This window comes from Pseudomonas sp. FP2335 (assembly GCF_030687535.1).
In the GTDB taxonomy this organism is placed as follows: Bacteria; Pseudomonadota; Gammaproteobacteria; order Pseudomonadales; family Pseudomonadaceae; genus Aquipseudomonas.
Window position 1 is genome coordinate 996082 of sequence record NZ_CP117437.1, and the last position, 21754, is coordinate 1017835.

General features: G+C 59.1%; 20 protein-coding genes. 15 read left to right on the plus strand and 5 right to left on the minus strand.

What is annotated here, in order from left to right; all coding sequences use genetic code 11:
- Nucleotides 1–61 precede the first annotated feature (61 nt).
- Nucleotides 62–3418, minus strand: a complete 3357-nt coding sequence (locus PSH81_RS04255) for a dermonecrotic toxin domain-containing protein (RefSeq protein ID WP_305392069.1) — start codon at nucleotides 3416–3418, stop codon at nucleotides 62–64.
- A gap of 180 nt (nucleotides 3419–3598) precedes the next feature.
- Nucleotides 3599–4309 carry an SIMPL domain-containing protein gene (locus PSH81_RS04260; protein WP_226456484.1) on the minus strand — a complete coding sequence of 237 codons (711 nt, stop codon included), beginning with the start codon at nucleotides 4307–4309 and terminating at the stop codon, nucleotides 3599–3601.
- Between the two features lie 204 nt (nucleotides 4310–4513).
- Between PSH81_RS04260 and PSH81_RS04265 the strand changes: the two genes are divergently transcribed.
- From PSH81_RS04265 to PSH81_RS04275, 3 genes are all read left to right on the plus strand, one after another.
- Entirely contained in the window at nucleotides 4514–5776 is a 1263-nt protein-coding gene (locus PSH81_RS04265) for an ATP-binding protein (protein ID WP_192297707.1), read from the plus strand.
- A complete protein-coding gene (locus PSH81_RS04270; protein WP_003171731.1) occupies nucleotides 5769–6329 on the plus strand; it encodes a response regulator transcription factor in 561 nt (186 codons plus the stop codon). The genes PSH81_RS04265 and PSH81_RS04270 overlap by 8 nt, the downstream gene beginning before the upstream one ends.
- A 99-nt stretch (nucleotides 6330–6428) precedes the next feature.
- Nucleotides 6429–8153, plus strand: a complete 1725-nt coding sequence (locus PSH81_RS04275) for an ABC transporter ATP-binding protein/permease (RefSeq protein WP_226456483.1) — start codon at nucleotides 6429–6431, stop codon at nucleotides 8151–8153.
- Between the two features lie 106 nt (nucleotides 8154–8259).
- On the opposite strand, the gene PSH81_RS04280 is transcribed toward PSH81_RS04275, so the two are convergent.
- Nucleotides 8260–8694 (minus strand): YhcB family protein, encoded by a 435-nt coding sequence (locus PSH81_RS04280; protein WP_226456482.1) that lies wholly within the window; start codon nucleotides 8692–8694, stop codon nucleotides 8260–8262.
- Between the two features lie 147 nt (nucleotides 8695–8841).
- Here PSH81_RS04280 and PSH81_RS04285 point away from each other — a divergent pair, with 147 nt between their 5' ends.
- From PSH81_RS04285 to zapE, 3 genes are all read left to right on the plus strand, one after another.
- A complete protein-coding gene (locus PSH81_RS04285) occupies nucleotides 8842–9471 on the plus strand; it encodes an alpha/beta hydrolase (protein ID WP_192297705.1) in 630 nt (209 codons plus the stop codon).
- 24 nt (nucleotides 9472–9495) lie between these two features.
- Nucleotides 9496–10851 carry a tryptophan--tRNA ligase gene (locus tag PSH81_RS04290; protein WP_305392070.1) on the plus strand — a complete coding sequence of 452 codons (1356 nt, stop codon included), beginning with the start codon at nucleotides 9496–9498 and terminating at the stop codon, nucleotides 10849–10851.
- A 79-nt stretch (nucleotides 10852–10930) separates the two neighbouring features.
- Nucleotides 10931–12025: a cell division protein ZapE gene (zapE, locus tag PSH81_RS04295; protein ID WP_192297703.1), complete on the plus strand. Its 1095-nt coding sequence runs from the start codon at nucleotides 10931–10933 to the stop codon at nucleotides 12023–12025.
- Nucleotides 12026–12155: 130 nt separating this feature from the next.
- Here the strand turns inward: zapE and PSH81_RS04300 are convergent, their stop codons facing one another.
- The gene (locus PSH81_RS04300; RefSeq protein ID WP_192297837.1) at nucleotides 12156–13076 is read right to left on the minus strand and encodes a GlxA family transcriptional regulator; all 921 of its coding nucleotides are present in this window, start codon (nucleotides 13074–13076) and stop codon (nucleotides 12156–12158) included.
- 220 nt (nucleotides 13077–13296) lie between these two features.
- Between PSH81_RS04300 and PSH81_RS04305 the strand changes: the two genes are divergently transcribed.
- The gene (locus PSH81_RS04305; RefSeq protein ID WP_226456480.1) at nucleotides 13297–14433 is read left to right on the plus strand and encodes an acyl-CoA dehydrogenase family protein; all 1137 of its coding nucleotides are present in this window, start codon (nucleotides 13297–13299) and stop codon (nucleotides 14431–14433) included.
- Between the two features lie 110 nt (nucleotides 14434–14543).
- Here PSH81_RS04305 and PSH81_RS04310 read toward each other — a convergent pair whose 3' ends face one another.
- Nucleotides 14544–15584: an NADP(H)-dependent aldo-keto reductase gene (locus PSH81_RS04310; RefSeq protein WP_192297701.1), complete on the minus strand. Its 1041-nt coding sequence runs from the start codon at nucleotides 15582–15584 to the stop codon at nucleotides 14544–14546.
- 248 nt (nucleotides 15585–15832) lie between these two features.
- Between PSH81_RS04310 and rplM the strand changes: the two genes are divergently transcribed.
- The 8 genes from rplM (at nucleotide 15833) to PSH81_RS04350 (ending at nucleotide 21632) form a co-directional block, all read left to right on the plus strand.
- The gene (rplM, locus tag PSH81_RS04315; RefSeq protein ID WP_226456479.1) at nucleotides 15833–16261 is read left to right on the plus strand and encodes a 50S ribosomal protein L13; all 429 of its coding nucleotides are present in this window, start codon (nucleotides 15833–15835) and stop codon (nucleotides 16259–16261) included.
- A 14-nt stretch (nucleotides 16262–16275) separates the two neighbouring features.
- The gene (gene rpsI / locus PSH81_RS04320; protein WP_002555064.1) at nucleotides 16276–16668 is read left to right on the plus strand and encodes a 30S ribosomal protein S9; all 393 of its coding nucleotides are present in this window, start codon (nucleotides 16276–16278) and stop codon (nucleotides 16666–16668) included.
- Between the two features lie 266 nt (nucleotides 16669–16934).
- Nucleotides 16935–17528 (plus strand): ubiquinol-cytochrome c reductase iron-sulfur subunit, encoded by a 594-nt coding sequence (petA, locus tag PSH81_RS04325; RefSeq protein ID WP_027604843.1) that lies wholly within the window; start codon nucleotides 16935–16937, stop codon nucleotides 17526–17528.
- Nucleotides 17528–18739, plus strand: a complete 1212-nt coding sequence (locus PSH81_RS04330; RefSeq protein WP_003171746.1) for a cytochrome bc complex cytochrome b subunit — start codon at nucleotides 17528–17530, stop codon at nucleotides 18737–18739. The genes petA and PSH81_RS04330 overlap by 1 nt, the downstream gene beginning before the upstream one ends.
- Nucleotides 18739–19521, plus strand: coding sequence for a cytochrome c1 (locus tag PSH81_RS04335; protein ID WP_192297699.1), 783 nt, complete (start codon nucleotides 18739–18741; stop codon nucleotides 19519–19521). The genes PSH81_RS04330 and PSH81_RS04335 overlap by 1 nt, the downstream gene beginning before the upstream one ends.
- A 149-nt stretch (nucleotides 19522–19670) precedes the next feature.
- Nucleotides 19671–20288, plus strand: coding sequence for a glutathione S-transferase N-terminal domain-containing protein (locus PSH81_RS04340; protein WP_192297698.1), 618 nt, complete (start codon nucleotides 19671–19673; stop codon nucleotides 20286–20288).
- Between the two features lie 17 nt (nucleotides 20289–20305).
- Complete coding sequence (locus tag PSH81_RS04345; RefSeq protein WP_192297697.1) at nucleotides 20306–20722, plus strand: ClpXP protease specificity-enhancing factor; 417 nt, start codon at nucleotides 20306–20308, stop codon at nucleotides 20720–20722.
- A 160-nt stretch (nucleotides 20723–20882) separates the two neighbouring features.
- On the plus strand, nucleotides 20883–21632 hold the full coding sequence (locus PSH81_RS04350) for a FadR/GntR family transcriptional regulator (RefSeq protein WP_226456478.1): 750 nt from the start codon (nucleotides 20883–20885) through the stop codon (nucleotides 21630–21632).
- Nucleotides 21633–21754 lie beyond the last annotated feature (122 nt).

The window sequence follows — 21754 nt, forward strand, 5'->3', positions numbered from 1 at the left end:
ACGAAAACGGCGGTCACCGAGGTTACCGCCGTTCAGTAGGACGTGATAGGGAGGAGCGCCATCAGCCTTGCGTAGGTCTAACCTCTATACGTGTCGGCGAAGAGGGGTCCAAGACATAGCCGTCACTGTCCAGTTCATTGCTGCGACGGAGGGTGAGTGTTCTGGATGCTTTTACATCCAGATCATTAAGGCGCTCGAGCTCACCATTCTGTTCATCTAGTTTGGTGACTATAAAATCGGACTTGGCCGTGACCGTGGTTGCATCGTTTGCCGGATCATAGTTGACGTAAAAATGCGGGTCACGTCCGCTTCCAAAAAACTCACCTTTGAATCGAGACGTTCTGAATTCATCCGGGGCCGCGCCGAGTGCCCATTGATTGGCAAGTTCAGATATGCGTCTTCTCAGCGCGGGGTCAGGAATAAGCTTCTCAATCGATTCGATAGCTTTTTGTTTGAGTTCATCCATTTCGGCCGTGGATAGGAGTCTGCCCTTTTCCAATTCAAGCTCTCGTATTTGTTTACCGATATCAATTTCCAGTTTGATGTCACCGGGGGCTTGTATGGTGAGCTTGCTGCGGTTTAAATCTTTAAGGAACTGTTCTGTGTATTCATTGGTGCCGAACGCCGAATTGTATTCGGTAGGTGGTGGAGTGGCTAATGCGGGATTCTCTTCAGATGTCCAGGAAATTTGCGGGATGACTTCACCGTCATCGCCCACAGCAATGCCGTAAACGTAGTCGTTGCCATCAAGATTGAAGTAATTGTCCAGTTTTTCGGAGCCCTTGATTTTTGTGCCATCGACTTCAAGGAACTGATCCGATAGTTTTGGCGGTGTCCTGGGTTCCAGGCTTGGTGTTGGCGAAGGTGTACGTTTCCACCATGTACCGCCATCGGCTGGAGCTCGCGCCCACTCGCCATTGCGGCCGGGTGTTATCACTATCAGACCCGCGCCATTATTGGGATCAATGATTTTGGCGAATGAGTTCCCCGTCCTGTAGCGACCTGATATTTCAAATACCTTACTTGTGCCTGTTTCATCGGTCAGGCGCACGTATTGATGCAGCACCCCGTCGCTGTCGCTCACTCGATAGACCCCCTTCGCGTCGGCGGTGGCGTTCTTTATCAGCGCTTCGCCTTCCGGAACAGCGTATTGAGCCAAGGGAATGAGCGATTTGGATCTGGCCGCAGGCCCCGCCTCAGGGGCGGGCACAACGGGCTTACCGCTGGATGACCCCGGTTGTGGCTCTTCACCGGCATTGACGTCAGGTCGAGGCATCGGCTCCTGCGCAGCTATTTCATTCTCGGGAGGTAGAGCAAAAGGATCTTTGGGGACGGTGCTGGCGCCGGCCGAGAACAACACGTTCAGCACACCATCGAATGCCTTGGACGCACCGTCTTTGCGTTCAGCCTGGGTGTCACCGGATGATGCCTTTTCTGCTCCCAGCGCCACCTCAGCCAAGCCTGTGATGACTGCGGCAGCCGCTACCGGTGCCGCGATGGGGGCAAGCTTGGCCAGTAAGCCTGCGGCCACGGTAATGTCGTTCAGCCAAGTATCCCGGATCACCTCGCTGTTGGATTTGATCACGATGTCTGCATCGCTGCTCATACGCACCTTGCTGGCAGATGTCAGTGTGGAAAACACATCGCCCTCGATCTTTGAGTGGCTGGCACTGACGGCCGGTCCCTTCAGGCTACCGTCTGCCATTTCGCTGAGTACGGTGTCCAGACCTTTGGATTTAATCACCGAAGTCGCAAGAGCGAGTCCTGGGATCAACCCCTCAAGAATACTCTCACCCACGCCTGGCTTATGCGCATGGTCTTGTCGAGAGGCCAACGGAAAATGAGCGGCCAAGGCCTCGCGTTTTTTAGGGTCATCGGCTTGGTTAGTGATCCACTTGTTCAACTGGTCGAGAGAATCAAATCTCAGAAACGCCGGCACGGCTCCGGGTATGTAGATGACTTGCCGACTACCGTCGTCCGCACTGAATCGCACAATATCGCTGGACGTAATCCCGTGGATGTTGAGGGCGTACGCCTTCACAACTCCGTTGGCTGGAGCCTTGGCCTTGAGCTGCTCAACGCTTAGCGGCGCGTTTTCATCGAGTGGCAGGTTGGACACGGCGCCCATAACCAAGCGGTAGTCGTCGCGCGTAAATCGATGTTCGGGAGCCTGCACCGCTTGTTCTGCCGCGGGCCTGGCCTCGGCCTCCTTCAATTGTTTGCGGGCCTGGTAGGTGAACTCTCCTTTGATGGCGGTCTCATAGCTTTCGGTATGCGTGCTCCAGAACTTGTCGATCTTCTTGTCCATTTGGCCTTGGAAATCGGTTTTCCAGCTCTCGTGCATGAGTTTGGATGGGGCCAAGGGGAATTCGTTACGGGCGCCGTATCCGCCTGTTGCACCTGCGCCGTATCCGACGGTGTATATACCGGCGTGAGCATCCAGTTCGCCTGGAATTGCGTCATGTTCGGAGAAGTTTTTCAGCAGTGCATCGGGCAGGCGCAACGACGATTTTGGCTCATCGTTGAAATGCTCGGTGCCTGAGGCGGTGGCTCCGAACATCGGCGTGTTGTAGTTGTCGAAGCGATTGAAATAGAGGGTGTCCGCGTCGACATGTTTGCCGGTCAACTTGAAAATGAGTGCCTCTGCCCACTTCTTTGCTTCTGCCCGTGTGTCAGGCAGGTTAGTCGCAACATCGACTGCCAGATGCTTGTACTCCAGCGCTTGCGGAGCACTGCTGTAGAACGTGGCTGCATTTTTTTTGTGCACCTCCAGGGCTTCCGCTGAACGGCTGCTGGCCGGGCGCACACGGTCGTCCGCCGGGATAGGGTCGAAGGCTTTTTGCTGCTCCAGATGCTTGATTTGGTCACTGGCCTTGGAACGGTTTGTAGGAAGCGCGATGCCCTGGAAGTTCGCCACCACTTTGGCGCTGACCTGTGTGTAGCCATCACCGAATCGTACGCGCAAGGCACCTTTGTTTTCGGGGGCGATTACTTTTGCAGCGGCCAGCAACGGGCCAGAAACCTGGCCCCAGCCGGAGGTGTCCGAGAGCGAAAAGGTTTTGTTCTGTGCGTCGACCCCGACGGTCAGCGTGCCCTTGAAGGGGTCGATTGAAAGCAGGGCAGAGGGATCGATCTTCTGATCGTGCATCCAGCGTTGCACAACCGGGTGTTCCACTTGGGCCCGATACAGCTCCAGCCATTGGCCCAGGGTGCTCTGGGGCGGCACCTTCACCAGACCGGCATCGTTGTGCAGTACTTTACGTTGTACCGCCGCAATGTAGGCGTTGAGCAGAGCGGTCTCGTGGGGCGACGCCGTTGTACCGACGCTGGCCTGTGGCACCGGCGCTACGGGAGAGGGCGTGGGTAAATGGGTGGAATGTTGTTGGAGAGGCGCGGTGTAAATTGCAGAGATAGACATGAGCTGGGTTCTCGTGAGGTAGACAATATGCCTACGCAGCACTCCCTGTCGCTGCGGCACTCTCTGTGTCGGGAAAATCCTGCCGGGGATTCCAGAGAACATGCTGCGGCATATGACGACGCCCAAGAAAAAGGCGCAAACCTGCGAGGAATGCGCCGTTGTTACCGCCTGTTCGTGAAGTTATTGCAAGACTTCAATCACCCCGTCGGCACTCATGTTGACTTGGCTGGTGCCAGCCTCCACGTCCGGTGTCGGCGCCGAGTCCATCGCGGCGGCTTTCATCATCATTCCACCGCGTGCGTAGGGTTGCGGATAGCCGTTGGTGTTGAAGTTCAGGTTGACGATCTTGTAGCCCTTGCCGCCCAACGCGTCGGTGGCCAGTTGCGCACGGGCCTTGAAGGCGGCGACGGCGTCCTTGAGCAATGAATCTTCGCTGGCCTTGCGCGTGGCATCGGCGATGGCGAAATCCATGCTGTCCATTTTCAGCGTGTTGAGCAGTTCGCCGGTGAGCTTGGACAGTGCCGGGAAGTCCGCGCTTTCCAGGCGCAGTTCGGCACGCTCGCGCCAGCCGGTGATCTTCTGGTTCTTGTTGTCGTAGATCGGGTAGCTGTTGCGACTGCCCTGGCGCAGGGTCACGCCTTTGACTTCGCGCGCCTGGCCCAGGGCCTTGTTCATGGTGGTGGTGATTTCAGCGGCGAGCTTGGCCGGGTCGCTGTTCTGGGATTCGGTGTAGAGGGTCACGATCATCTTGTCGCGGGCAACTTCCTGGCTGACCTCGGCGCGCAGGGAAATCTGGTTGTAGTTCAGTGCGTCGGCGGCCAATGCAGGCACGCTGACCAGGGTGCCGACGCTGAGGGTGATGACGGCTGCGCTGCGAGTGAAACGAGACATGAGAGCTCCTTGGGATAGTCGTGTTCGATAAGACTGTAGACGGTGGCATCGGGTTCTTCGGGTTTACACATTCGCTACAAGTTGTGTGGGGCCGACGAACGGTCATTCGCCGGCCCTGCGGCAAAGAGCCACACGCGCCGTGCCAGCCGGCCGGCATCGTTTATACTCCTGCCGATCCGCCTGCAGCGCTCACCGGGAGAGCTCATGCTCGCCGCCGTAAAACTGACTTCCGCCACTCGCCAGAACCTCTGGCGCCTGACGTTCATCCGCACGCTGGTCCTGGCCGCACAGGCCGGCTCCGTTGGGCTTGCCTATTGGTTCGACCTGTTGCCACTGCCGTGGCTGCAACTGGGTGTGACCCTGGGTTTTTCCACCGTGCTGTGCGTGTTTACCGCGATCCGCCTGCGCACCACGTGGCCGGTGACCGAGTTGGAATATGCGCTGCAATTGGCCTGCGACCTGTTTATCCACAGTGTGTTGCTGTATTTCTCCGGCGGTTCCACCAATCCGTTCGTTTCGTATTATCTGGTGCCGTTGACCATCGCCGCCGTGACGTTGCCGTGGCGCTATTCGGTGGTGCTGTCGGGTATCGCCCTGACCCTCTACACCTTGTTGCTGGCGCGCTTCTATCCGCTGCAGACCTTTCCCATTGCCCGGGAAAACCTGCAGATCTACGGGATGTGGTTGAGTTTTGCCCTGTCCGCCGCGGTCATCACCTTTTTCGCTGCGCGCATGGCCGAAGAGTTGCGCCGCCAGGAACAGCTGCGCGCCATTCGGCGGGAAGAAGGCCTGCGCGATCAGCAACTGCTGGCCGTGGCCACCCAGGCCGCCGGTGCGGCGCATGAGTTGGGTACGCCGCTGGCGACCATGAGCGTACTGCTCAAGGAAATCATTCAAGACCACCACGACCCTGCCCTGCAGGAAGACCTCGGGGTGTTGCAGGAGCAGGTCAAGCAATGCAAGCAGACCTTGCAGCAACTGGTGCGCGCCGCCGAAGCCAATCGCCGCCTGGCGGTGGAGATGCAGGACGTGACCCAGTGGCTCGACGAAGCCTTGAACCGCTGGCACCTGATGCGCCCCGAAGCCAGTTACCGCTTCCACCTGCTTGGGCAAGGCACCGTCCCGCGCATGGCGCCGCCGCCCGACCTGACCCAGGCGTTGCTCAACCTGTTGAACAATGCCGCTGACGCCTGCCCCGAAGGCCTGGGCGTGCAGCTGGACTGGGATGCGGAACACGTGACCATCAATATTCGTGACCACGGCGCGGGCGTGCCGTTGGCCATTGCCGAGCAGATCGGCAAACCGTTCTTTACCACCAAGGGCAAAGGCTTCGGCCTCGGCCTGTTTTTGAGCAAGGCCAGCGTGACCCGCGCGGGCGGCTCAGTGAAGCTCTATAGTCATGAGGAAGGTGGCACGCTCACCGAGCTGCGCCTGCCCCGTGTCGCACGAGGAGATATCGATGAGTGACGAGATCCAAGTCGAAGGCGAAGAACTGCCGCACCTGTTGCTGGTAGATGACGACGCCACCTTTACCCGCGTGATGGCACGCGCCATGAGCCGTCGCGGTTTCCGCGTGAGCACCGCCGGTTCCGCCGAAGAAGGCCTGACCATCGCCCAGGCCGACCTGCCGGACTACGCCGCGCTCGACCTGAAAATGGACGGCGATTCCGGCCTGGTGCTGTTGCCCAAGCTGCTGGAGCTCGACCCGGAAATGCGCGTGGTGATCCTCACCGGCTACTCCAGCATTGCCACCGCCGTCGAGGCGATCAAGCGCGGCGCGTGCAACTACCTGTGCAAACCGGCGGACGCCGACGACGTGCTGGCCGCCTTGCTTTCCGAGCATGCCGACCTCGACACCCTGGTGCCGGAAAACCCGATGTCGGTGGACCGCTTGCAGTGGGAACACATCCAGCGGGTGTTGACCGAGCACGAAGGCAACATCTCCGCCACTGCCCGCGCCCTGGGCATGCACCGTCGTACCTTGCAGCGCAAACTGCAAAAGCGTCCGGTACGCCGCTGAACGAAGTCTGAACAACCCGCTTCAGGCCGCACGGAGCCCTGAACCGATCGTCTATGATCGGTTCAAACGTCTGTTACATTTCCTTACAGAGCCTGAACGATGAATCAGAACGCTGAGTATTGCGCGGTCAATGACGCGGTGCGTGGGCAATTCCTGCGCCGAACCTGGGCGATGATCACGCCGTATTGGCGCAGTGAAGAGAAGGGCAAGGCGTGGCTGCTGCTGGCGGCGGTGATTGGCTTGTCGCTGTTCAGCGTGGCGATTTCGGTGTGGATCAACCACTGGTACAAGGATTTCTACAACGCCCTTGAACACAAGGACACCGCCGCGTTCTGGCAGTTGATCGGCTATTTCTGCGCGATTGCCGCCGTGGCGATTCTGGGGGCGGTGTACCGCCTGTACCTGACCCAGATGCTGACCATCCGCTGGCGGGCCTGGCTTACCGAAAAACACTTCGCCCGCTGGCTCGCCGACAAAAACTATTACCAGCTGGAGCAGGGCGGTTACACCGATAACCCGGACCAGCGGATTTCCGAAGACCTCAACAACTTCACCTCCAGTTCCTTGAGCCTGGGCCTGGGGTTGTTGCGCAATGTGGTCAGCCTGGTGTCGTTCTCGATCATCCTGTGGGGCGTGTCGGGCAGTATCGACGTGTTTGGCATCACCATCCCCGGCTACATGTTCTGGTGCGCGTTGCTGTACGCCGCCGTGGGCAGTTGGCTGACCCACCTGATCGGCCGTCGCTTGATCGGCTTGAACAACCAACAACAACGCTTTGAAGCGGACTTGCGTTTCTCCATGGTGCGGGTGCGTGAGAACGCTGAGAGCATCGCGCTGTATAACGGCGAACCGAATGAAAAACAGCGCTTGAGCGCACGTTTCAGCAAGGTCTGGCACAACTTCTGGGACATCATGAAAGTTTCCAAGCGCCTGACGTTTTTCACTGCCGGCTACAGCCAGATCGCGATCATCTTCCCGTTTATCGTCGCCGCGCCGCGTTACTTCGCCGGCAAGATCGAGTTGGGCGAGCTGATGCAAATCAACTCGGCGTTCGGCAACGTGCAAGAGAACTTCAGCTGGTTTATCAACGCGTACTCGGACCTGGCGTCGTGGCGTGCCACCAGTGATCGTCTGCTGAGCTTTCAACAGGCCATGAGTGACAACGAGCAGCGCCCGCCGGCGATCGATGTGCGTTCGGAAGGCGAGCGCCTGGTGGTGCAAGGGCTGCGGATGGACCTGGCCGATGGCCGCCACCTGCTGAGCGATGCCGACATGAGTGTCGAGCCCGGCCAGCGTGTGATGCTCAGCGGGCGTTCCGGCAGCGGCAAAAGTACCTTGCTGCGTGCGATGGGGCATTTGTGGCCGGCGGGGCACGGCAGCATTCGCCTGCCGGCGGCGCGTTATCTGTTCCTGCCGCAAAAGCCTTATCTGCCGATTGGCACCTTGAAAGCCGTACTGAGTTATCCACAGGACGACAGCGCCTACCCGGCGCAACGTTATGCACAGGTGCTGCAGACCTGCCGCTTGCCCCATCTGGTGGCGCGCCTGGACGAAGCCAACCACTGGCAGCGCATGCTTTCGCCGGGTGAGCAGCAGCGTTTGGCGTTTGCCCGCGCGCTGTTGTTTGCGCCGCAGTGGCTGTACATGGACGAAGCGACCTCGGCCATGGATGAAGAGGATGAGGCGACGCTGTACCAGGCGTTGATCGATGAATTGCCGGGGTTGAGCATCGTCAGCGTGGGCCATCGCAGCAGCCTCAAGCGCTTCCATGGGCGGCATGTGCGGATTGAGGGTGGGTTGTTGCAGGAACAACAACCGGCTTGAGGCTGCACCCGGTCCCACATTGGATCTCCACTGTTCTGTAAAATGAAGCCAACAAAAAGCCCGGCTGATCATCGATCAGCCGGGCTTTTTAGTGCTTGAAGAAAACTTACTTCTTCAAGCCGTAATGCTCATCCAGCATGCCTGGGGCGTTCGGCGTTTTTGGCGCGTAGTCCCGTGGTGGCTCCTGGTTTTCCCGTGGCGGGGTCAGGCGCTCCCGTGGGGTTTGGGCATCGGAATGCAGCGCGGCCAGCAGACGCTGGCGGGTGATGTCGTCGAGGGCGAGGCGGTTGGCGCCGTCCGCGAGGTGATCCTGTACTTCCTGATAGCTCTGGGTGAGTTTCTTGACCAGATTTGCGGTGCTGTTGAAGTGGGTAACCACCTCGTTCTGATAACTGTCAAAACGTTCCTGAATGTCATCCAGCTGACGCTGCGTGCGGTTAGGCGCGGCATTCGGCAGCAGGCGAGCGACCAGGAATCCAATGGCGACACCGGCAACCAGGGCAAGAGTCGGCAACAACCAAACTAAGAGCGAGTGTTCCACGAGTCCTTCCTCTATAAACGGCTTTGCTTTACGTTAACGGCTCAAACCTGCGCTGTATACCGCGATTAACCTCGCAATGATGCCATGCACAGACTTTTAGCTAGACGAGTCGACCCTTTGAGAGGTCACGGAGTTCATCTCTTGCTCATGCGTGAAACCCCTGTTTTGATCGATGGCCCGGTAGGCCAATTGGAAGCCTTGTACCTGGATCACCCCGAGCCACGTGGCCTGGCGCTGATCTGCCATCCTAACCCGGTGCAGGGCGGGACCATGCTCAATAAAGTCGTATCGACCCTGCAACGCACCGCCCGCGATGCCGGTTTGATCACTTTGCGTTTCAACTATCGTGGCGTCGGCGCGAGCGCCGGCAGTCACGACATGAGCACTGGCGAAGTGGACGATGCCGAAGCGGCCGCCACCTGGCTGCGGGAAAAGCACCCCGGTTTGCCGCTGACCCTGCTCGGTTTTTCCTTTGGCGGTTATGTCGCCGCCAGCCTTGGCGGGCGTCTGGAAGCCAAGGGCGAAAAACTCGCGCACCTGTTCATGGTCGCCGCGGCAGTGATGCGCCTGCGTGATACCGATGTGTTGCCACAGGGCTGCCCACTGACCCTGATCCAGCCGGAAACCGACGAAGTGGTCGATCCGCAGACTGTCTACGACTGGTCCGCCGCCTTGAATCGCCCCCATGAGCTGCTGAAAGTGGCAGAATGCGGGCACTTTTTTCATGGCAAGCTCACCGATCTCAAGGATCTGGTGCTGCCGCGCCTCTCGAATTGATAGCAGTCTGATAAGCGATTACCCATGACGACTCGTACCCGTATCCTCACCGGCATCACCACCACCGGCACGCCGCACCTGGGCAACTACGCCGGTGCGATCCGCCCGGCGATCCTCGCCAGCCAGGATGCCAATGCCGACTCCTTCTACTTCCTGGCCGACTACCACGCCCTGATCAAATGCGATGACCCGCAGCGCATCCAGCGCTCGCGCATGGAAATCGCCGCGACCTGGCTGGCCGGTGGCCTGGATGTGAACCGGGTGACCTTCTACCGCCAGTCCGACATCCCGGAAATCCCCGAGCTGACCTGGCTGCTCACCTGCGTTGCCGCCAAGGGCCTGCTCAACCGCGCCCACGCGTACAAGGCCTCGGTGGACAAGAACGTGGAAGCCGGCGAAGACCCGGATGCGGGCATCACCATGGGCCTGTACAGCTACCCGGTGCTGATGGCGGCGGACATCCTGATGTTCAACGCGCACAAGGTGCCGGTCGGCCGCGACCAGATCCAGCACGTGGAAATGGCCCGTGACATCGGCCAGCGCTTCAACCACCTGTTCGGCAAGGGCAAGGAGTTCTTCACCATGCCCGAGGCGCTGATCGAAGAAAGCGTCGCCACCTTGCCGGGCCTGGATGGCCGCAAGATGTCCAAGAGCTACGACAACACCATCCCGTTGTTCACCAGCGCCAAGGACATGAAGGACGCGATCTCGCGGATCGTCACGGACTCCCGTGCGCCGGGCGAAGCCAAGGACCCGGACAACTCCCACCTGTTCACCCTGTACCAGGCGTTTGCCAGCAAGCCCCAGGAAGAAGAATTCCGCGCTGAGCTGCTGCAAGGTCTGGGTTGGGGCGAGGCCAAGGCCCGTCTGTTCCAACTGCTGGACGGTCAACTGGGCGAAGCCCGCGAGCGTTATCACCAACTGATGTCGCGCCCGTCGGACATGGAAGACCTGTTGTTGGTCGGCGCCAAGAAAGCCCGCGCCGTGGCGGCACCGTTCCTCGCCGAGTTGCGTGAGGCAGTGGGCCTGCGTTCGTTCGTCGAGCAGGCCGCGGCACCGGTCGCGACCAAGAAGAAAGCGGCGAAAGCGGCGCGTTTCGTGAGCTTCCGCGAGGATGACGGCAGCTTCCGCTTCCGCCTGCTGGCCGCCGATGGCGAACAATTGTTGCTGTCGCGCAACTTTGCCGACGGTAAAGCCGCTGGCGCCGTCACCAAGGCGCTGCAAAACGGCGACGCACTGGACGTACGCACCGAAGCCCTGGGCTTCAGCGTATGGCTGGACGGCGCGGTCGTGGCCGACAGCGCGCAGTTCGCTGACGACGCCTCCCGTGACGCCGCCATCGCCGCCTTGCGCGTTGCGTTGACCCCCATCGAGGATTGACCCGACCAAGGGTTGATTGCCATTAATCAGGGCCGTCGTTACAGTGACGGCCCGTTTTTGTTGCCTTGCTAACGAAATTATGACGCCCCTAGAACGATACCAAGCTGATCTGAAACGCCCTGAATTCTTCCATGACGCAGCCCAGGAAACGGCGGTGCGTCATTTGCAGCGCCTGTACGACGATCTCGTCGCGGCCTCGCAAAGCAAGCCAGGGATGCTCGGCAAGCTGTTCGGCAAGAAAGACCGCACGCCAGTCAAAGGCCTGTATTTCTGGGGCGGCGTCGGCCGCGGCAAGACCTATCTGGTGGACACCTTCTTCGAAGCGCTGCCGTTCAAGGAAAAGGTCCGGACGCACTTCCACCGCTTCATGAAGCGCGTGCACGAAGAAATGAAGACCCTGCCGGGCGAGAAAAACCCGCTGACCATCATTGCCAAGCGCTTCTCCGACGAAGCGCGGGTGATCTGCTTCGATGAGTTCTTCGTCTCCGACATCACCGATGCCATGATCCTTGGCACCCTGATGGAAGAGTTGTTCAAGAACGGCGTGACCCTGGTCGCCACCTCGAACATCGTGCCCGACGGCCTGTACAAGGACGGCCTGCAACGCGCGCGCTTCCTGCCGGCCATCGCGCTGATCAAGCAGAACACCGAAATCGTCAACGTCGACAGTGGCGTCGACTACCGCCTGCGTCACCTTGAGCAAGCGGAACTGTTCCACTTCCCGCTCAACGAAGCGGCGCACGAAAGCCTGAAAAAGAGCTTTCGCGCCCTGACGCCGGAATGCACCCAGGCGGTGGAAAACGACAAGTTGATCATCGAAAACCGCGAAATCATCGCGTTGCGTACTTGCGATGACGTGGCGTGGTTCGACTTCCGCGCCCTGTGCGACGGCCCGCGCAGCCAGAACGACTACATCGAGCTGGGCAAGATTTTCCATGCGGTGATCTTGAGCGGTGTGGAGCAGATGAGCGTGACCACCGACGACATCGCGCGGCGGTTTATCAACATGGTCGATGAGTTCTACGACCGTAACGTGAAGCTGATCATCTCGGCGGAAGTCGAGTTGAAGGATCTGTACACCGGCGGTCGATTGACCTTTGAATTCCAGCGGACCCTGAGTCGCTTGCTGGAAATGCAATCCCACGAGTTCCTCGCGCGCGGCCATAAGCCCTGAGAACGCTATAGATCAAATGTGGGAGCGGGCTTGCTCGCGAATGCGGACTGTCAGTCACGGATGATGTTGACTGACCCACCGCATTCGCGAGCAAGCCCGCTCCCACATTTTTTACCGCGTTCAGCCTTGCCTATGCCGCCTGCTGGAACTGCTGGCGGTATTGGTTCGGCGACAGTTCCGTGTGCTGCCTGAACAACCGCGCAAAGAAGCTCGCATCGTCGTAACCCACCTCATAACTGATGGTCTTGATGCTCTTGCGACTGCCTGACAGCAGTCCCTTGGCCGTCTCGATGCGCAGGCGTTGCAGATAGTGCAATGGCTTGTCGCCCGTCGCCGTCTGGAAGCGGCGCATGAAGTTGCGGATGCTCATGCCGTGTTCCCGGGCGACGTCTTCGAAGCGGAACTTGTCGGCGAAGTGCTCTTCGAGCCAGTGCTGGATCTGCAGGATGATCACGTCCTGGTGCAGCTTCTGCCCACCGAAACCGATACGTCCCGGCGAATAGTTGCGTTGCACTTCGTAGAGAATGTCGCGGGCTACGGCCTGGGCGATGTTGGCGCCGCAGAAGCGTTCGATCAGGTAGATGTAGAGGTCGCACGCCGAGGTGGTGCCGCCGGCGCAGTACAGGTTGTCGGCGTCGGTGAGGTGCTTGTCCTGGTTGAGTTGTACCCTTGGGAAGCGTTCGCTGAAGGCGTTGAAAAAGCGCCAATAGGTGGTCGCCTCCTTGCCATCGAGCAAGCCGGCTTCGGCCAGCCAGAACACCCCGGTGGCTTCGCCGCAGAGCACGGCGCCGCGTGCGTGTTGCGCGCGCAGCCACGGCAGCACTTGCGGGTAGCGGCTGCAGAGGGCGTCGAAGTCGTCCCAGAAGGCCGGGAGCACGATGATGTCGGCGTCTTCCAGGCCGCCATCCACCGGCATGATCACATCACTGAAGCTGCGTACCGACTGCCCGTCGGGGCTGACCAGGCGCGTTTCGAACGCCGGGATCAGGCCCAGACCTTGTTGCTTGCCGTAACGCAGGCTGGCGAGGTGGAAGAAATCCTTGGCTTGCATGAGGGTTGAAGCGAATACCCGATCAATGGCCAAAATGCTGACGCGCCGCAAGGGCGTGGAGATTTGGTTAGACATAATTTCATTTATTCTTATAGGGGAAAGTGGTCACCAGACGGCTGGATCGTCTTATTTTTTGTCGCATGTGTCCAGTGTCCCGTGCTGCCTTCGCGGCATAGTCTCTGTGGGCTCGTCTTTGTCCGACAATCCTCGCAGGTGACCCATGATTCCCAGAACCTTGTACAGCCCGGAGCACGAACTCTTTCGCGAGAGCGTGCGCACCTTCCTCGAAAAAGACGCGGTGCCGTTCCATGGGCAATGGGAGAAGCAGGGCTATATCGACCGAGCCTTGTGGAGCAAGGCGGGGGAGGCGGGGATGTTGTGTTCCCACCTGCCGGAGGCATACGGCGGGTTGGGTGCGGACTTTCTGTACAGCGCGGTGGTGATCGAGGAGGTTGCCCGGCTGGGGCTGACCGGGATCGGTTTTTCCCTGCATTCGGACATTGTCGCGCCGTACATCCTGCATTACGGCAGCGAGGCGTTGAAGCACAAATACCTGCCCAAACTGATCTCCGGTGAGATGGTCACGGCGATTGCCATGACCGAGCCAGGTGCCGGTTCCGACCTGCAAGGGGTCAAGACCACCGCCGTGCTGGATGGCGATGAATATGTGATCAACGGTTCGAAGACCTTTATCACCAACGGCTATCTGGCTGAGTTGGTGATCGTGGTGGCCAAGACCGATCCCAAGGCGGGCGCCAAGGGCACCAGCCTGTTTCTGGTGGAGGCCGACACACCGGGCTTCGCCAAGGGCAAGCGCCTGGAGAAGGTCGGCATGAAGGCCCAGGACACCTCGGAGCTGTTCTTCCAGGACGTGCGCGTGCCCAAGGAGAACCTGCTGGGCCAGGCCGGTGCGGGGTTCGCGTATCTGATGCAGGAGTTGCCTCAGGAGCGTTTGACGGTGGCAATCGGCGCCGTGTCATCGGCCGAGGCGGCACTGCAATGGACCCTGGAATACACCCGCGAGCGCAAGGCGTTTGGCAAGGCGATTGCGGATTTTCAGAACACTCGCTTCAAGCTGGCGGAAATGGCCACCGAGATTCAGATCGGCCGCGTGTTTGTCGACAAGTGCATAGCGTTGCATCTGGAGGGCAAGCTGGACGTGCCGACTGCCGCAATGGCCAAGTATTGGGCCACGGACCTGCAATGCAAGGTGCTCGATGAGTGCGTGCAGTTGCACGGTGGCTACGGCTTTATGTGGGAATACCCGATTGCGCGGGCCTGGGCGGATGCGCGGGTGCAGCGGATTTATGCGGGGACCAATGAGATCATGAAGGAGATCATTGCGCGGGCGCTTTGAGTGATGCGGTGTGTTTGAGGGCCTCATCGCAGGCAAGCCAGCTCCCACATTTGACGGTGTTCACCCGTCAAAATGTAGGAGCTTGCCTGTGATGGCGGTCTACAGATCAATCAAGGCGCAGGGTTCGGATGATCCTTCTGAATCGCCTCAATCCCCTCCAACACCTCTTTGGACAGTTTCAGATCGGCACTGGCAATGTTGCTATCCAGTTGCTGAAGCGACGTGGCGCCAATGATGTTGCTGGTCACAAACGGCTGCTGGGTCACAAATGCCAACGCCATCTGCGCCGGGTCCAGACCATGTTCTCGGGCCAGCGCTACATAACGGCTGCACGCCGCTTCCGACTGCGGGTTGAAGTAGCGGCTGAAGCGGCTGTATTCGGTCAGCCGCGCCTTGGCCGGGCGTGCGCCATTTTCGTATTTGCCACTGAGCATGCCGAACGCCAGGGGCGAGTAGGCCAGCAGGCCGCATTGCTCGCGAATCGCGACTTCCGCCAGGCCCACTTCAAAGCTGCGGTTGAGCAGGTTGTAGGGGTTCTGGATCGATACCGCGCGGCTCCAGCCACGGGCTTCGGCCAGGGCGAGGAATTTCATGGTGCCCCACGGGGTTTCGTTGGACAGGCCGATGTGGCGGATCTTGCCGGCCTTGACCTGTTCGTCCAGCGCTTCGAGGGTTTCCTCCAGCGGGGTGAGGTCGTCTTCGTCCTTGTGCTTGTAGCTCAGTTGGCCGAAGAAGTTGGTGCTGCGTTCCGGCCAGTGCAGTTGGTAGAGGTCGATCCAGTCGGTCTGCAAGCGCTTGAGGCTGGCGTCCAGGGCGGCGGCGATGTGCTTGCGGTTGTGGCGCAGGTGGCCGTCGCGGATGTAGTCGATGGTGTTGCCGGGGCCGGCGATCTTGCTGGCGAGGATCCAGTCGGCACGATCGCCACGGCTTTTGAAGTAATTACCGATGTAGCGCTCGGTGGTGGCATAGGTGTCGGCCTTGGGCGGCACCGGGTACATTTCCGCTGTGTCGAGGAAGTTGATCCCCGCGGCCTTGGCCCGTTCGATCTGGGCGAAGGCCTCTGCTTCGCTGTTCTGCTCGCCCCAGGTCATGGTGCCCAAGGCTATCGCGCTCACGTTCAGATCCGTACGGCCCAGCTGTCGATAATCCATCGGGTACTCCTTCAGGGAAAACAATCATAAAAGCAGGTTGAATTTTTTTTCGCAATCTGCATAATTGCCCACCTCTTTCTGCAGTGGAAGTGATGCGCCGCCTGCCGAAGAATCTTGCCGTTGAACGGACGCGCCGACCCGAGCCCCCGATAGCGTCTGTATCCGGCTGCCTTTGACTTGTCAAAGTACGCACTATTCAGTAAGATCCGCCGTCTAATTTACAGGGCGGCCCCTGAGGCTATTAAAGAATGTCTACTTATACTGCAAAACCGGAAACAGTTCAGCGCGACTGGTTTGTCGTCGACGCCGCTGGTCAGACTCTGGGTCGTCTGGCCACTGAAGTCGCTAGCCGTCTGCGTGGCAAGCACAAGCCTGAATACACCCCTCACGTTGATACCGGTGACTACATCGTGATCATCAACGCTGAGCAGGTACGTGTTACCGGCAACAAAGCTCAAGACAAAATGTACTACCGTCACTCCGGTTTCCCAGGTGGCATCAAGTCTTCGAACTTCGAAGGCCTGATCTCCAAGAAGCCTGAAGCCCCGATCGAAATCGCGGTCAAAGGTATGCTGCCTAAGGGCCCACTGGGTCGCGATATGTTTCGCAAGCTGAAAGTCTATGCGGGCGCTGTACACCCTCATGCTGCTCAGCAGCCCCAAGAACTGAAGTTTTAACGGAATAGTTCATTATGTCGGCGACTCAAAATTACGGCACTGGCCGTCGCAAAACCGCAACCGCACGCGTTTTCCTGCGTCCGGGCACTGGTAACATCTCGATCAACAACCGCTCCCTGGACAACTTCTTCGGCCGCGAAACTGCCCGCATGGTAGTTCGTCAGCCGCTGGAACTGACCGAGACCGTTGAAAAGTTCGACATCTACGTCACCGTTATCGGTGGCGGTGTAAGTGGTCAAGCTGGCGCAATCCGCCACGGTATCACTCGCGCTCTGATGCAGTACGACGAAACCTTGCGTGGCGCTCTGCGCAAAGCTGGCTTCGTGACTCGCGATGCTCGTGAAGTTGAACGTAAGAAAGTCGGTCTGCGTAAAGCGCGTAAGCGTCCGCAGTACTCGAAGCGTTAATTCGCTTTACGTTCCACAAAAGCGCCCAGCCTCCTTACGGAGCTGGGCGTTTTTTATTGCCTGCGATTTATGCACAAATTTGTGCGTGACAACTTGCCACATCCGTAGACCCCCTATACTACAGGGCCTGGAGGCTGAGCCCCGGGCAATTCCCTTGTCATACGTGGGGCTTTTCATTACCATTCGGCAAAATTTTTATAAGCAAAGATTCAACACTTAGTAGACGCCTGATTTAACAGGCCAAAAAGCTGATGGGAGAGGACTGAATGAGCAATGACGGCGTGAATGCAGGCCGGCGTCGCTTCTTGGTAGCAGCCACATCCGTGGTGGGTGCTGCAGGAGCGGTGGGGGCTGCGGTCCCGTTCGTGGGGTCATGGTTTCCCAGTGCCAAGGCGAAAGCCGCAGGTGCACCGGTGAAGGTGAATATCAGCAAGATCGAACCAGGTCAGCAGATGATTGCTGAGTGGCGCGGCCAGCCGGTCTTCATTGTTCGTCGTACTGAGGAAATCCTGGGCAATCTCAAGAAGATCGAAGGCCAGTTGTCTGACCCGAAATCCGAGAAGTCCGACCAACCCGCCTACGCCAAAAACGAAGCGCGTTCGATCAAGCCAGAGATTCTGCTGTTGGTCGGTCTTTGTACTCACCTTGGATGCTCGCCGACGTTCCGCCCGGAAGTCGCCCCGGTCGACCTGGGCAAAGACTGGGTTGGCGGTTATTTCTGCCCCTGCCACGGCTCGCACTACGACCTCGCCGGTCGCGTCTACAAGTCTCAGCCCGCGCCTTTGAACCTGCCCGTGCCTCCGCATACTTACGAAACTGACGACCTCATTGTCATTGGCCTCGATAAGGAGAACGCGTGATGAGCAAGTTCATGGATTGGGTGGATGCGCGCTTCCCCGCCACTAAAATGTGGGAAGACCATCTCAGCAAATATTACGCACCAAAGAACTTCAACTTCTTCTACTTCTTCGGTTCCCTGGCGCTGCTGGTGTTGGTCAACCAGATCGTCACCGGGGTCTGGCTGACGATGAGCTACACGCCGTCGGCTGAAGAAGCGTTCGCCTCCGTCGAATACATCATGCGTGACGTCGAGTACGGCTCGATCCTGCGCCTGCTGCACTCCACTGGCGCGTCGGCGTTCTTTATCGTCGTCTACCTGCACATGTTCCGCGGCTTGCTCTACGGCTCGTACCAGAAGCCTCGCGAACTGGTATGGGTGTTCGGCATGCTGATCTACCTGGCGCTGATGGCGGAAGCCTTCATGGGCTACCTGCTGCCTTGGGGCCAGATGTCGTACTGGGGCGCCCAGGTGATCATCTCGTTGTTTGGTGCGATCCCGGTGATCGGCAACGACCTGACCCAGTGGATCCGTGGTGACTACCTGATCTCGGGGATCACCCTGAACCGCTTCTTCGCCTTGCACGTGGTGGCCTTGCCGATCGTGATCCTGGGCCTGGTGGTGTTGCACATCCTGGCACTGCACGAAGTGGGTTCGAACAACCCGGACGGTGTGGACATCAAGAAGCACAAGGACGAGAACGGCATCCCGCTGGATGGCATTCCGTTCCACCCTTACTACACCGTGAAAGACATTGTCGGCGTAGTGGTGTTCTTGTTCGTGTTCTGCTCGATCGTGTTCTTCTTCCCGGAGATGGGCGGCTATTTCCTCGAGAAGCCTAACTTCGAACAGGCCAACGCCTTCAAGACCCCTGAGCACATTGCCCCGGTCTGGTACTTCACGCCGTTCTACGCAATTTTGCGTGCGATCCCCGACAAACTCATGGGCGTGATCGCCATGGGAGCGGCCATCGCGGTGCTGTTCGTATTGCCTTGGCTCGACCGCAGCCCGGTCAAGTCCATGCGCTACAAGGGTTGGCTGAGCAAAATCTGGCTGTGGGTGTTCTGCATTGCCTTCGTGATCCTGGGTGTCCTCGGCGTGTTGGCGCCAACCCCTGAGCGTACGTTGCTGTCGCAGGTCTGCACCTTCCTGTATTTCGCCTACTTCATTCTGATGCCGTTCTATACCCGGCTAGAGAAGACCAAACCGGTTCCGGAAAGGGTGACTGGCTGATGAAAAAATTATTCGTTGCATTGATGCTTGCGGCCCTGCCGCTGCTGTCCTTCGCTGCCGAGCACGGTGGCCCTGAGCTGGAAAAGGTCGACATCGACGTGTCCGACAAGGCCGCCATGCAGGATGGTCTGCGCACCTTTACCAACTACTGCATGGGCTGCCACAGCGCCAAGTTCCAGCGTTACGAGCGTGTCGCCGATGACTTGGGTATCCCCCATGACGTGATGCTCAGTCACGCGGTGTTCAGCGGCGCCAAGATCGGCGACCACATGAGCATCGGCATGCAGCCGGCTGACGCCAAGACCTGGTTCGGTGCGGCACCGCCCGACCTGACCCTGGTCGCCCGTGTACGTGGCACCGATTGGCTCTACGGCTACCTCAAGTCGTTCTATGAAGACCCGTCGCGCCCATACGGCGTGAACAACAAAGTCTTCCCGAACGTCGGCATGCCGAACGTTCTGGTCGGCCTGCAGGGTCGCCAAGTGGTAGGATGCAAGCAGGTTCAGGTCGTTGAAAACGGTAAGAAGCAATATGACCCGTTGACTGGCACGCCTTTGACTCACGAAGCGTGCGATCAACTGACCATCGTGCCCAAGACCGGAGCGCTGAATGAAGAGCAGTTCGACGAGAAAGTAAAAAACCTCGTGACCTTCCTGGCCTACTCGGCCAACCCGGTCAAACTGCAGCACCAGCGCATCGGTACGTATGTGTTGCTGTACCTGGCCTTCTTCTTCGTATTCGCCTATCTGCTCAAACGCGAATACTGGAAGGATGTGCATTGATCCAACCGTAAGCAATTGCTGTTAATCTTGCGCGCCCAGCGGCATCTCTGAATACGTAGCGACCCGGTTCAACAGGTTGTTACAGAGATGCTCTCTGGGCGCGCTCGTTTTTGAGCTTTCGATAATTTCAACAAGCGAGGAGGACCGCCATGGGCGTGACCAATCGGTTGGCCTGTTACTCCGACCCCGCCGACCACTATTCCCACCGAGTGCGTATCGTGCTCGCCGAGAAGGGTGTCAGCGCCGAGATCATCAGTGTGGAGGCGGGCCGTCATCCGCCGAAACTGATCGAAGTGAACCCGTACGGCAGCTTGCCCACCCTGGTCGATCGTGACCTGGCGTTGTGGGAGTCGACCGTAGTGATGGAATACCTGGATGAGCGTTACCCGCATCCGCCTTTACTGCCGGTGTACCCGGTGGCACGTGCCAACAGCCGCCTGCTGATCCATCGGATCCAGCGTGACTGGTGCGGGCTGGTGGACGTGATTCTGGATTCGCGCACAAAAGAAGCTGTTCGCACGCAAGCGCGTAAGGAATTGCGCGAAAGCCTGACCGGCGTTTCGCCGTTGTTCGCCGATAAACCTTTTTTCCTCAGTGAGGAACAAAGTTTGGTCGATTGCTGCCTATTACCGATACTCTGGCGTTTGCCGATTCTTGGTATTGAACTGCCGCGGCCGGCCAAGCCGCTGCTTGATTATATGGAGCGCCAGTTTGCGCGTGAGGCTTTCCAGGCGAGTCTGTCTGGTGTCGAACGCGATATGCGCTAAGGCTTAAGGAGCCGCTGATGAACTCCAGTCGACCCTACTTGGTCCGCGCGCTCTATGAGTGGATTGTGGACAACGATTGCACCCCGCACATGCTGGTCAATTCCGAATTTCCTGCGGTTCAGGTTCCGCAGGGTTTTGCCAGTGACGGACAGATTGTGTTGAACGTATCGCCCAGTGCCGTGCGCCACCTGCACATGGACAACGAGGCGGTGAGCTTCGAAGGGCGTTTCGGCGGTGTGCCGCATACGCTGTTCGTGCCGATTGGCGCCATCCTCGGCATCTATGCCCGGGAAAATGGCCAAGGCATGGTGTTTGATCTGGAGTCGCCTTTCGAGGATGACGAATCGATCGACAGCGAAGACGGCGATGATCTGCCACCGGATACCGAGCCACCGCGCCCAAGCGGCCGGCCGAGTTTGAAAGTGGTGAAGTAAACGGCTGCCGCCTTCGGGCCAGCCATGAAAGATGCCTCGGCTTGTGCCGGGGCATTTTTTTTGCGCTCGGGATATAGATGAAAGTCGTGCCTGGACGGTGATCGTACAACCGCCATGGGCTATGATGCTCCCTCAAGCTCACCGAGAAAGATGATTCATCATGGAAAACGCCAACACCGCCCCGCGTCTCCCCCGCAAGCGCCGCAGCCTTGCCCAGGAATTGGTCACGGTGTTGTCCGAGCAGATCCGCGACGGCGAACTCAAGCGTGGCGACAAGCTGCCCACCGAGTCGGCGATCATGGAAGCCCATGGCGTCAGTCGCACCGTGGTACGTGAAGCGATCTCGCGCTTGCAGGCCGCCGGACAAGTCGAAACCCGCCACGGGATCGGCACCTTTGTGCTGGATACCCCAAGCCCTAGCGGTTTCCGTATCGACCCGGCCACCGTCGTGACCCTGCGTGATGTGCTGGCGATCCTCGAGCTGCGGATCAGCCTGGAAGTCGAGTCTGCCGGCCTGGCCGCCCTGCGCCGCACCGACGCGCAACTGGCGACCATGCGCGCAGCCCTCGATGCCCTGAATGAAAGCGCGGCCCACGCCGGCGACGCGGTGGCCTCCGACTTCGCTTTCCACCTGGAAATTGCCCTGTCCACCGGCAACCGCTACTTCACCGACATCATGACCCATCTGGGCACCAGCATTATTCCGCGCACGCGGCTGAATTCGGCACGCCTGGCCCATGATGACCAGCAGCACTACATGGGGCGCCTGAGTCGTGAGCACGAAGAGATCTACGAGGCGATTGCCCGTAAGGATTCGGATGCGGCACGTGCGGCGATGCGCTTGCACCTGACCAACAGCCGTGAGCGACTGCGCCATGCCCACGAAGAGGCAGAAGCGCAGCGCGGTTAAAGCAGGCAACCGAGTTGTGCCGGGTGTAAAGCAATCCAAGTGTGGGGGCGGGCTTGCTCGCGAATGCGTCCTTTAAGTTAATGCATGTGCAGACTGACACACCGCCTTCGCGAGCAAGCCCG